General features: G+C 44.9%; 8 protein-coding genes, 1 tRNA gene and 1 pseudogene. 6 read left to right on the top strand and 4 right to left on the bottom strand.

What is annotated here, in order from left to right; all coding sequences use genetic code 11:
• Nucleotides 1-6 precede the first annotated feature (6 nt).
• From EPO18_RS02470 to queA, 3 genes are all read right to left on the bottom strand, one after another.
• A complete protein-coding gene (locus EPO18_RS02470) occupies nucleotides 7-1,419 on the bottom strand; it encodes an aldehyde dehydrogenase family protein (protein ID WP_292430041.1) in 1,413 nt (470 codons plus the stop codon).
• A gap of 80 nt (nucleotides 1,420-1,499) precedes the next feature.
• Entirely contained in the window at nucleotides 1,500-3,410 is a 1,911-nt protein-coding gene (locus EPO18_RS02465) for a sigma-54-dependent Fis family transcriptional regulator (RefSeq protein ID WP_292430039.1), read from the bottom strand.
• 977 nt (nucleotides 3,411-4,387) lie between these two features.
• Nucleotides 4,388-5,407: a tRNA preQ1(34) S-adenosylmethionine ribosyltransferase-isomerase QueA gene (gene queA / locus EPO18_RS02460; protein ID WP_292430035.1), complete on the bottom strand. Its 1,020-nt coding sequence runs from the start codon at nucleotides 5,405-5,407 to the stop codon at nucleotides 4,388-4,390.
• Between the two features lie 88 nt (nucleotides 5,408-5,495).
• Here queA and EPO18_RS02455 point away from each other — a divergent pair.
• The 4 genes from EPO18_RS02455 to EPO18_RS02440 all read left to right on the top strand — a co-directional run bounded on the left by EPO18_RS02455 (nucleotide 5,496) and on the right by EPO18_RS02440 (nucleotide 9,285).
• Nucleotides 5,496-5,582, top strand: a tRNA-Leu gene (locus tag EPO18_RS02455).
• A 177-nt stretch (nucleotides 5,583-5,759) separates the two neighbouring features.
• Complete coding sequence (locus EPO18_RS02450) at nucleotides 5,760-7,013, top strand: tyrosine-type recombinase/integrase (RefSeq protein WP_292430032.1); 1,254 nt, start codon at nucleotides 5,760-5,762, stop codon at nucleotides 7,011-7,013.
• Between the two features lie 47 nt (nucleotides 7,014-7,060).
• A complete protein-coding gene (locus EPO18_RS02445) occupies nucleotides 7,061-8,089 on the top strand; it encodes a type I restriction-modification system subunit M (protein ID WP_292430029.1) in 1,029 nt (342 codons plus the stop codon).
• A 173-nt stretch (nucleotides 8,090-8,262) separates the two neighbouring features.
• Entirely contained in the window at nucleotides 8,263-9,285 is a 1,023-nt protein-coding gene (locus EPO18_RS02440; protein WP_292430026.1) for a hypothetical protein, read from the top strand.
• 32 nt (nucleotides 9,286-9,317) lie between these two features.
• Here EPO18_RS02440 and EPO18_RS20780 read toward each other — a convergent pair.
• Nucleotides 9,318-9,971: pseudogene (locus EPO18_RS20780) on the bottom strand (IS1 family transposase); the annotation flags it as partial.
• 175 nt (nucleotides 9,972-10,146) lie between these two features.
• On the opposite strand from EPO18_RS20780, the gene EPO18_RS02430 reads away from it, so the two are divergent.
• Complete coding sequence (locus EPO18_RS02430) at nucleotides 10,147-10,371, top strand: helix-turn-helix transcriptional regulator (protein ID WP_292430020.1); 225 nt, start codon at nucleotides 10,147-10,149, stop codon at nucleotides 10,369-10,371.
• A 1,069-nt stretch (nucleotides 10,372-11,440) separates the two neighbouring features.
• Complete coding sequence (locus EPO18_RS02425) at nucleotides 11,441-12,601, top strand: YagK/YfjJ domain-containing protein (RefSeq protein WP_292430017.1); 1,161 nt, start codon at nucleotides 11,441-11,443, stop codon at nucleotides 12,599-12,601.
• The last annotated feature ends 37 nt before the right edge of the window (nucleotides 12,602-12,638 follow it).

The raw sequence follows: 12,638 nt of genomic DNA, 5'->3' as shown, positions 1-12,638 counted from the left end.
AACAACTTAACGACTGTGCTTTTGCCAATGCATTTCAAAAAGACTCTTTTCATCAATCGGTCTTGGCTGAATCGGCCTGGAAACCCAGGTGAGATTAATCATGTGCCGGGCATTGACATTTTCCGTCGTTATATTCCCACCCCAGGTACCGCAACTTAGGCTGAGCGTATAAGGCAGACCGTTTCGCGGGCTGCCCGCGCCTTCATTCAAACTCTGGTTGACCATCACCCTGCCAGTCTTGGTTTGCATTGCCAAGGCCAGCGCATGGTCGTCGTTGACCGTATGGATGCCGCAGGTGTGGCCATGCCCCTGATAGTCCGTAATAGCGTTAACCTGGTTTATCGCATTGTTAATGTCGCCAACGTATTGGTATAGCGCTAGTACCGGCGACAGTTTTTCCCCTGAAAAAGGATGCTCAGGGCCCACGCCGTTTTCTTCCACGACTAAACAACTGCAATCTTCCGGCACATTGAAGCCGGCCAACTTTGCGATAAAGGCCGGCGATTTTGCGATTACGCTAACGTCAGGAATATGGTTTTCAGGCGTCGGCCACATCAGTCGTCGTAATTTGTCTTTTTCATCCGCACTACAAAGATAAGCGCCCAGTTCTTTCAGACGTCCGCTTAAGTCGTCATAAATCGACTCATGAGCTACAACCGAATTATCAGCCAGACAACTGGTCGCATAATCGAATTTCTTGGCCGTCACAATGGTATTGGCGGCATCATCCAGATCGGCCGTTTCATCGATCACATGAACTGAATTACCAACTCCAACGCCATAAGCGGGCGTTCCGGAACTGTATGCCGCTTTTACCATTGCGGCGCCGCCGGTTGCTACAATCAAGTCCGCTTGCTGCATCAATTTTTGGGTTTTCGGAAGTGAGGGTTTTTCAATAACCTGAACCAAATCCGCCGGAGCTCCTACCTGTTCGCAGGCTTCGCGCATATACTTTACGGTGAGTTCGGTGGTTTTTTGCGTCCGGGGATGAGCGGCTACTATGATGGCATTTCGGCCTTTCAAGGCCAGCAGCGTTTTTAAAGGCGGTGTCGCGTCAGGGCCTGTCGTAGGAATAAGCGCAGCAATCACGCCGACCGGTTTGGCGATTTTAACTAAGCCTTTTTCGGGGATTTCTTCCACAACTCCGACCGTTTTCACTGTCTGCATATCGCGCAGGGTTCCCATGCATCGGTTACGGATCTTACTCACTTTATCGTTGTAATTGCCGAAACCGCCTTCATCAACAGCCAGTTTCGCTAATTCTTCTGCGCGATCCTGACGGACGATAGCCCAGCATACTGCTGTTACCAGCTCATCAACTTGATCTTGAGTGTAATCCGCAATTTCTTTTTGGGCACTACGCGCTTTTTGAACATAAATAGCGATTTCATCTAGTTCGGTTTTTGTATCTGTACTCATAAAATATATTTATCCACGTTGTGTATGATGAATCTCATAAGCCAACCTGCATCTTTTTGCAGTTGGCGATTGTGTTGGCCCTATTTCACTCTGCGATATAGAGCGTTTCTACTAATGCCTAAGCGCCGCGCGGCTTCGGACATGTTGCCGCGGCTTGCGGCGATCACACGCGCTACAGCGGCTTCCGACAATTCTTTCAGGTTTTCTGCTGCAATTGCCTCATCAGGAGATGCAGCCGTATGCCGGTCCAGCAGCAGTTCTTCGGCGAGGTCGTCGGGCAGATGCTGCCAGCCGATGATTTTCTCTCCTTCGTCGAGCAGGGCGGTAGCGGTTCGCAGGACATTAACCAATTGGCGCAGGTTACCGGGCCAGGCGTAAGCGGCGAAGGCCGCTGCGATACTGTCATCGAGCATCACGTTCCGGTCCGGGGCCATTTCCTGCAACATGCGCGCTGCCAACACATCGAAATCGCTACGCTCGCGCAAGGCCGGTAATTTAAGATTGAAGCCATTGATGCGGTAGTAGAGATCGTCACGGAAGCGGCCGGCTTCCATTTCGGCCCTTAAGTCGCGGTGCGTGGCGCAGACCAAGTCGAAGTCGACTGGCATAGGCTTGATGCCTCCCACCGGCACCACCTCGCGCTCCTGTAACACCCGTAGCAGCCGCGCTTGTTGAGCCAGCGGCATATCGCCAATCTCGTCGAGGAACAGAGTGCCGCCGTCCGCCGAACGTATGCGGCCGGGAGAGCCTTCCTTACGAGCGCCAGTGAAAGTACCTGGATCGTAGCCGAACAACTCCGTCTCGATCAGGCTTTCCGGCAGCGTTGCGCAATTAACGGCAACGAAAGGTTTCCCCCGCCGCAGCCCGGCATTGTGGAAAGCATTAGCGAAAAGCTCCTTGCCGACCCCCGACTCTCCCCGCAGCAGCAGCGCTATGGACTTTCCGACTAGCCGGCGCGCCTTATGGATGGCGGTTTTCATCTGCATGTCGCCGGTATCGAGCGCCGACAGCGCATCTTCCTTGGCTTCGGGTTCACGAGGAATGAAGGTTTGGAAAGTCTTATGACCCAATTCGACACGGACAAACAAGCATTCGCCGGTGTGCCGCATGACTCGCATCGGTTCTCTGCCGCGTCGCAGTCCCCAATGGACCAGATCCTTTAGGTATACCTGCAGCACATGGGCAACCGGCGTTGTCCCAAGGTCGGAAGGACACAGCCCCAGCAGGGCTAATGCGGACTGGTTGGCGCCAACTATCCAGCCGTCATCCGACAGGGCGACCTTACCCTCGGCAATAGTGCCGATACCTTCGGCAAGCGGATGAAAGCGTAACCGTAACGCGTCGCCATGAAGTGCGTAGAACAAGCGGTTCTCGATCATCTGCGCTGCCGCTCGCACAAACCCGAAGGTATGGGGATGAGGATGGCGGGTTCGGTTATCGCCGGATATGTTAAGCACACCCAGAACGCGTCCACTCGGTGACGCTACGGGCACGGCGGCGCAAGAAAGAAAGCTGTGCCGTTCGAGAAAGTGCTCGAAACCATGAACGACCACCGGGCTGTTCTCCATCAGAGCCGTACCGATGCCATTGGTGCCCCGATGTTGTTCGAGCCACGAAGCACCTTGCCTTAGGGCGACCCGTTCGGCACGATCCAAAAAATCGGAGTTGCCCAGGGTCTCGAGCAGTACCCCACAATCATCGGCAAGAATAACCATGCTACCGGAATCATGTATCTGTGAGTACAAGTACTCCATAACTGGCCGAGCATGTGCGATCAGTAGGTGCTGCCGGTCGGCGGCGCGGGCAAACTCGAAGCCTTCAAGACAAGGCGCATCCGACGGGCCGCCAATGGGCACAAGACCCGCATTAAGACAGCGGCTCCAAGATTGCAAAACCGTGGCTCCTACTAATTCGGAGGGCGGTAACTCCCCTCGTTCAACCAGTAGATGACGCGCTTTACGTAAAGTAGTGTCGGTCGATTTGGTCAACATGCTGCTTCCTAATTTTTAATTTTGATCAGATAGCGTAATTTTTGCTGCACCTGTTTACCTTTTTGGGCAGGTTTAACAATTACTTACAATGGCGTTTTTTCTTTTTCATCATCTTACGCTCAAACTCGATTAGGTGAAACATAGTAGTTATACCTATATCAGAGACGCTGCTTTAGATAAGTCCCAAGAATTAAACCCCGACATCTGGCTTACATGCAGAGCAATAATCCAACCCTCAAATTTAAGCCGTCATGTCTACAGTGCTGCCATTGCCTCAAAGCTGATTGTCAAAGTATAAAGCATGATCTGTGCCAAATGCTTAAATAATGCCTCTTCGCCGCTATAAGCCTCACTATGACAGAATTGACCATTTGATAAGGCAAGAGATTTTTGTGTTTTTTTGATGAATTCGGGATTGTCAAACTGTGTCGTTTCGTTACAGGTGTTCCATAGCGACACAGTTCAGGTTGGGCCTTTGGCAGTTTTTCTTCAAGCCATATACGTGACCGCATGGGACGTGATCTGGCTTTTCTATGCCACATTTACGATAAGCAAGAGGTTCCTTTTTCCCGAGGTATTGGCGGTCGACGAACAGATAGCACGAAAATAGCGTCGGAAAGATTAAGGGTGATGGCGCGGCTTGCTTTCTTGAAGCACTAGGTGCTCTGGAATTATGCAAAAGCAACACTACCGGAATATTAGTGTCTACCGAATAATCGAAACAAACAGAGTAGCTTTGGCCTTTCTTATTGAGAGGGCACAAATAGAAACTGTATATAGAGTGTTTCAGCGATTAAAGGTGTTTTGAGTTCTGCACAAGCCGATGGTTCGCCTTGTGGAGTAGGGGAGTTTAATCAAAAATTCAGGGGTAAATTTAGGCGCACTAGTCAAACGATAGTGAATCGGAATAGCCATATCGAAACAACTTGAAACTGTGTATATTAAAGTGAAACCATCCTACAGTTTCCATCGAATATCTACCCCAAAAACATCGCATCACCATAGCTGAAAAATCGGTAAGAATGATCGATTGCATGGCTGTATGCGTTCATAATGTGTTCGTAACCGGCAAACGCTGAAACCAACATCAATAAAGTAGACTCGGGCAGGTGAAAGTTGGTCAGCATCGCATCAACCGACTTGAATTGATAGCCGGGGGTAATGAATAAATCCGTATCACCAAAACCGGTCTCTAGCCGGCCGCTTTGGGATGCTGATTCCAACGCCCTGACCGCCGTCGTGCCTATCGCAATAACCCGCCCTCCAATTGCTCTGGCTTGTTGAACAGCGGTTACGGTTTCCGGCAGCACAGCAAAGTATTCTTTATGCATTAAATGTTCGGATAAATCTTCCACTCTGACCGGCTGAAAAGTGCCGCTGCCGACGTGCAAAGTCACAAAAGCGGTTTGCACGCCTTTGACTTTAAGCTTTTCCATCAGCGCTTGATCAAAATGCAGGCCTGCGGTGGGCGCCGCAACGGCGCCTGCTTCTCTGGCAAAGACAGTCTGGTAGCGAGTCAGGTCGGACTCATCGTCTTCACGAGTAATATAAGGCGGCAATGGAATATGGCCGATTTGCTCCAATAGTGCGAGCAAACTTTTATCGCCTTTAAACTCCAATCGAAACAGGTCATCCATCCTACCCGACACTTCGCAGCAATAGCCGCATTCCAATTCAATCAAAGTGCCGGGTTTCGATGATTTGCTCGATCTGACATGAGCAATAGCGTGATGATCGTCCAGAATGCGCTCGATGAGAATTTCGACCTTGCCGCCGCTTTGTTTTTTGCCAAATAGCCGTGCAGGAATCACTTTGGTATCGTTAAAAACAAGTAAATCGCGCTGATCGATTAAATCGATAAAATCGGTAAACTGCCGGTCGGTTATCCGTCCGGTATTTCGATCCACATATAATAGACGGCTTGCATTGCGCTCGGCCAAGGGTTTTTGCGCGATTAATTCTTCGGGTAACGGGTAGTTAAAATCACTTTTTTTCATAGCGGACGATGTTATCAGGTTAAGCTTTCAAATACACTTTAAAAAAACTAGCCTTTTTGATAAACGTTACCTATAATACATGCTCTTTGCCGGGGTGGCGGAACTGGTAGACGCGCCGGATTCAAAATCCGGTGATGGTGACATCGTGCCGGTTCGATTCCGGCCCTCGGTACCAAACATAAGTACAGAGCCGTGCAAAGACGTACATAAACCCGCAAGCCGTAAGGCTTGGCGGGTTTTTTATTGTCCGAAGAAATCCAGTGAAACACAGGGGTATCCGATAAAAAGTGTTACCTTTTTTGTTACCTTGCCTATAATGCTCATTAAAAAGGTAACAAATGAGAGGTGGCAAATGGCGGTTAATCTCAATAAAGACGTGGTTTACAAAGCAGCAAAACCCAAAGAAAAGGATTACACCATCAATGATGGCGGTGGCCTGTTTCTTTTCGTCGGAGCTGGTGGTTCTAAATTGTGGCGGTTCGTCTATCAGTTTGAAGGGAAGCGTAAGAAAATCGCTTTTGGGGCCTATCCTGATACCAGTTTAGAAAATGCAAGGCGCAAAGCCGAAGAAGCCCGCGCACAAATTGCAAATGGCATTGATCCCGGCCAACTCAGAAAGCAAGTTAAGGCAGTCAAACGGATTTCCAAATTAAATGAAGATCGAATAAACGAAGGCTTGCCAATTCTGGACAGTTTCGCTGATGTAACCCGAAAATGGCTGGATTCAATCGCCCACCTGACAAGCGCAACAACACATCAAAAGAAAACAAGTCGAATTGAACGATTAGCTTTTCCGTTATTAGGTGATAAACCTATCAAGGAAATTAAATCCGCCGATGTGCTGGCAGTCTTAAAGCCGATGATCGATAAACAGCAACTTGAAACGGCGCACCGATTGCACGCGGAAATCAGTTCGGCATTTGCCTATGCGATTGTTCACAATTACACCGACTACGATCCGGCGCAACCCGTAGCTAAGCAGATACCGGCGCAAAAGGTGAAGCACCGGGCCGCGATTATTGACCCCAAGCAAGTCGCCCTACTCTTGCGGGATATATCGAATTATCAAGGCACTTTTGTTGTGCAATCGGCTTTTAGGTTATCGCCGTTACTATTTCAAAGACCGGGCGAAATCCGGCAAATGCTTTGGGATGATGTTGATTTGACAGCACGGGAATGGCGACCTTATATTTCTAAAACCGATTTTCATCACATTGTACCGTTAAGCACTCAAGCTGTAGCAATCCTGGAATCAATCCAACCCCTTACCGGCGAAGGGCAATATGTGTTTCCGTCAATCCGTGGTGATGGGCGACCCATGTCGGACGGCACCATTCGCACGGCGCTTAAATCGCTAGGATACGATTCGGACGTTATGACAGCTCACGGATTCAGAACCACCGCATCCACCCTGCTCAATGAGCAAGGATGGAGTCCGGATGCGATAGAAAGGCAATTAGCACATACGCCACGAGATCAAGTCAGAGCTGCCTATAATCGGGCGCAATATCTGGATGAAAGACGGCGCATGATGCAATCCTGGGCCGATTATCTTGATAACCTGAAAAAAGGTGCGGATGTGCTACCTTTTAAGCAAACTGCTTAACAACGACCAACTTAGAATCTTTATCTAAAATTCATTCAAGGAATGACATGGCAAAAAAATCAGCCGCAACGAAACAAAAAAGTTTTGAAGAATCACTCTGGGACTCGGCCAATAAGTTGCGCGGAAGTGTTGAACCATCAGAATACAAACACGTTGTTTTAAGTCTTATTTTCCTGAAATTCGTCAGTGATACCTTTGAAGCGCGAAAACAGGAAATCATTGCCGAGCATGGCGATCAGTATGTGGATATGGTCGATTTTTACACCATGAAAAACGCGTTTTATCTGCCCGAAGAATCGCGCTGGAGTTACATCAAGAAAAACGCCAAGCAGGATGATATAGCGGTAAAAATTGATACCGCCCTGCATGACATCGAAAAGAAAAATAAAGTGCTGGCTGGAGCGTTGCCGGACAACTATTTTTCACGGCTGGATTTGGAAGTCAGCAAACTGGCTGCCCTGCTGGATGAAATCAACAACATTCAGACCATCAGCAGCCAGCATGAAGATGTGGTGGGGCGAGTATATGAATACTTTCTGGGTAAATTTGCATTGGCGGAAGGCAAAGGCAAGGGCGAATTCTATACGCCCAAAAGTATCGTCAATCTGATTGCGGAAATGATTGAACCCTACAAAGGCAAAATCTATGACCCTTGTTGCGGCTCTGGTGGTATGTTTGTGCAATCGATGAAATTTGTCGATAGTCATAAAGGCAACCGCAAAGACATTTCCATTTATGGGCAGGAGCAAACCACCACCTACAAGCTGGCGAAAATGAACCTCGCCATTCGTGGCATTGCCGCCAATATGGGTGCGGCCTCGCGTGATACCTTTGCTAAAGACCAGCACCCCGATTTAAAAGCCGATTTTATTATGGCTAATCCACCGTTTAATCAAAAAGACTGGCGAGCATCCAATGAATTGACCGATGATCCCCGCTGGAATGGCTACGAAACGCCACCCACCAGCAACGCTAACTATGGCTGGATTCTGCACATGGTTTCCAAACTTTCGGAAAATGGTGTGGCGGGTTTTATTTTGGCGAATGGTGCGTTATCCGCCGGTAGACCGGGATGAGGTTTATAAGGAAATTTTTGAGCAGGCGGAGAATTTTAAGAAGTATCAAACAATTTAGTCGTCAATGTGACGATTGATTAATTTTGTCGTGTCTAGGCTGATCCCCCGAAAACTGGAAATCCTTGTCCGGCTGGCGTGAAAATATATCAAGGGCAAGCACAAGAGGTCGCAAAATGGAATTCTGGAATCAATTTGAAAAATTCAATCCTTTATCTGGCGATGTTCCAATTTATCCGATTTCTCATTTACCCGATATTGCATGGCGTGCACGAACATTACTGAAAAATCGGACTGTAGAACAATGCATATCGATTGCTGAATACATTGATGGACTATTTAATATATATTTTCAATCTGTGAAAGAAAATGAAATCAATCGATTATTTGCCATATTAACTCAGTCTGAACTAGGGAAATGTAAAAGTCGAGATGAAGAGGACGAATATCAATATGCACTGTATTTCTTTGACTCTGTTGATAATGGTGACGGTTGTAAATGGGTTTTTAACCCAGATCGAGAAGTTGATTTGGATATTCCCACAGCAGGAAACACCAGTGAAATAGATACATTAAAAGAGTGTGTCAGCTTTTTGGACGAGCTTAGTGAAGCAACAGAAGTGGTCACAGACGATTGCAAACCGTTTGAGCTTTTTGCTGTGCTAGCTCTATGGCTATTATCAGACGCAATCAACCTTATAAATCCTGATTCTATAAATGAAGATGTTTCACAAGTATTTGCTAATCTGGACGAAATGATTCGAGAGATGGGCTTCAAGACTATCGGATCAAATATTAACCTTTCTATGGCCGGATGCGAAGCTTTGAAAGCGATGGATGCGGCTTGCTATGCTGAACATTTACACGAGGTTGAACGAATTATTTTAGTTCATAGACTTGAACTTACTAAAACACATGATGAATATCAGAACGAGAAAATCAAACAGGAAGAAGAAGATCGTAAGAGGAAAAAAGAGCGGTCGGCCGAATTAAATCGGCAACGCCACAAGAAAGATCATGAAGCAAAAGCCTTAGTAATTAATGAATGGCTCAAAGATACTAATAAACACCCCAGCGCGGAAAAAGCTGGACTTCATTTTTCTGATTGGCTGAAACAAAAAAGTATGGAGTATGAACCTCGAACAGTTTCAGGATGGATTAGAAAAGCCGCAAATGAAAAAGGAATTCGATTTCGGTAAGCAGACTCCGGTAGTGGGTTAAATGTGCAATTTGGCTGAATATCCAAACCAAATTCGAATTTGTTGATCAGCAACCCGATGGCCGTATATGCATAATCTCCAAGTTCGAAAAAATCCATTGCTTTTTGTATAAGCCGCTTAATCCAAGTCCTGAGATTCAGACTCTTGCGTTCATCTTTTGGGTATTACGTTTACAGACCTCGTGCATATCGCTTTCAAAATGGCGCTCATAAACGCCCCACTCATCGATGTCATGACGGCTAATGCCAAAGAGTTCGAGCAATGCTTTCAGCTTTTTGAATACCTCATCCTTGCGTTTGCCAAACACATAAGCCAATACCGTGTTCGTGGCATGATCAACGGCATACCAGAGCCAACGTTGATTGGACTGGTTGCCGACAAAGGACCATTGCATATCCATTTCAGCTTCTTTACAAGCCAATTCCAATCTCTCCCCCAAAATCCCCTCTGCATACAAAGAAAGTGCTAATTACGGTATTTTTCTTGAGATGTCGAAAACTTACTCTTTAATGCCGTATTCACAAGCGGTAAGCCAACATGAAAGTTTTAGGTTCACAATCCGGATATTTACAAAGGTAACGCTGTGTATGCGCTGCACTGGGGACGGCCTTCATAATGGGATTACAGCCATAAGCTGTGCATGTCATTTCTTTGTAATAGGTCATAACCAATAGGATACAAGAAAATCACATTCCTGACCCATTACACAGTCTCCGTTCGGAGACTGTACATTGTGCGGTCTGACGATGAACGGTCACCGCCGGACTCGTATTTCTAGGTATTTCGGATAGTAATAAACTGTCCCGGACATTAGACATTAACCACCGGGAGTAATACAAAATGCACCAACTACCTCAAACGGGCTATATACGCCTGTCAACAATAATCGGCAATCCCAATGCACAACCGCCTATACCTGCGCTTATCCCTGTGAGTAAATCAACTTGGTGGCAGGGTGTTAAAGATGGTCGATTCCCTAAGCCCGTCAAGCTAGGGCCGCGTACAACCGCCTGGCGTATTGAGGACATTCGTAATCTAATTACTTCCATGAGCGAGGCTGCATGAAAGTACAAACTAAATGCTCTACTTAATCAATCAAAAATTCATCATTTGGCTTTTCGTGCGCATACCTTGATTAACATAGTACTTTCGCTAGCTATTAAGAAAAGTCGACAAGCAATTTTTAGTCGTTACCCATGTATTGGCGGAGTGTGTCGATGTACAGTTTATAAATATATTTTAATAATAAATGCAATAAAAGCCTAATTTAATAAGTATTGCATGAAAAAAATATTAATAAATATAAAACGCAATTTCACGATATTTTAATACAAGACTTCAACTCGACGAATAGATCGGATGTGGATGTATCATTAATTTCATAATTTTTGGGTTAACTCCTTTAACCAAATACTCAGTCATAATCATAGGGGATTATTAAAAATAACTATTAATAGTTGAAGGCAAATTATTAAACTGAAGGAAAGTTATATATAGATTAAATGTAAATTAAATATTCATAACATTTTAAGGAAGCCTATATAGGAAATTGTCGTTAAACAGATCAAGAGAATATTCCGCATAAGAAAAATCCATATAAATGCCCAGCACGGTTTTAGCTTAGTATAAGCAAACCCAACGGCGAAACTGTGTAAAGAACCGAGATCAACAGATTTTACAGTGGAGAAATCGAATATACAAACAAGCAACTGAAATATAATACAAAAAACCTAACTATTTGCATCAAGACCTAACTTTTACGCGATGAATCTATTCATCGACTGGCTTACTGCATAGCACTCTGTGTGTCGCCAATACTGTTTGAATTAACCTAAGCGTGACTGTGAATATCACGCTTTTTATCGCGTCAAAGATTTGGATTTAAGTCACTAACTATATTATGAAGTTAATTAAAAATATTGCTGATTTTAAGAGTAGCCCAGACAAATATTTGTTACATATCCGGCATATTAAGTGGATGCTTATTTTGGCTTTTATGTTATTAATAATTAATAATTAATAGTGAATAGATGTTGATGCCAATGAAAAACAAATTAACTCAGTCAAGTCTCTGCATATTGACTGACTCCTGTATTAAGAGCCCCCTGGGTTCACATATTGAGGCTGTATTACCATGATTGATGAAGAAAAGATTATTGATGCTTTCAAAGAAAATACTTATGGGTATTATGGTGACTATTTCCTGCGCACTGATGAATATGATAGAGCGGGAGATATTATCAAACTTGAAAAACTGGTTAAAATCATAAGCAATTCAACAGGTGAGCTTTTTGATGCAAAAGTGTGCCGTGGTAATGGACCTTATATTGAATGCAAAAATAACAGCATTCTGACACTGTTAATGTATTACATTAATTCTGGCTGTACTGATTTGATAACAGAAACCTTTCCTATTCATACTCTGAATCCTTACACAGGTCTGTACATTAAACTCGAGAATGAACTAAGGGAGAAAGTGGGACCTTTGAATATGGGTAAGATTGGGAATAATCTATGCTGGTTTTCTGAATCATATGATCTGGAAGAGTTAGCAAACATACTCAATGTGTTTGTAGATAAAATCAGAAATGAGGTGAATGGTAAGGAGTTTAAAAACGCCATTTATAAACATAAACGCCTTGTAAATAAAAACACCAAAAGCCTGATTAATTATATCGCTTATCTTTTCTTTTTACATCCGAGGCTTTTAGTGGGTCGCCTTGACTGTAGGTATAAAAAAGACATCATGGGCGGGGCCATGCTAACCAAGGACGATATATTAGAAATGTATGTTCAGGTAAAAAAAGATCGCAAAGATTTTTTTCATAATTGGTCAAGGAATGATTTGTTTGAAGGGATGGTCGGCTATGTTTGGAAACTGGAATATACTCATTTGACTGGGTTTCACTATCATATGCTGCTCTTTTTTGACGGCTCTATGGATAAACAGGATATTGACCGAATCGAAATGCTTGGGGAATTTTGGGTGAATGATATTACCGATGGGAAAGGTCTTTATTTCAACTGTAATGCCAAAAAAGCGGACTATAAGTTTCTGGGGATTGGTATGATTAGTCACCATCAGCTTGAAAAAATCGAAAACCTTCAGAGGGTAGCGAGCTATCTGACGAAGACTGACTACTACGCTAATGCAATCGTGCCCCAAAATGGGCGATCATTTGGAAAATGTGAAATATTAACTAAAAAAATAGAACAAGCAGAAGCTGAGAAAAGAGGCCGACCAAGGAAATCAACCTTAGCGAACTTGAGTAATAATAAGCGGATTGCTGCTTAACGAACCTTAAAACATAGGCGGTATCCAATCCCTAGCC

It is taken from the genome of Methylobacter sp., from assembly GCF_004322395.1.
Classification (GTDB): domain Bacteria; phylum Pseudomonadota; class Gammaproteobacteria; order Methylococcales; family Methylomonadaceae; genus Methylobacter_A.
The sequence above is the reverse complement of the archived record's forward strand: the minus strand, read 5'-3'. Positions and strand labels throughout refer to the sequence as shown.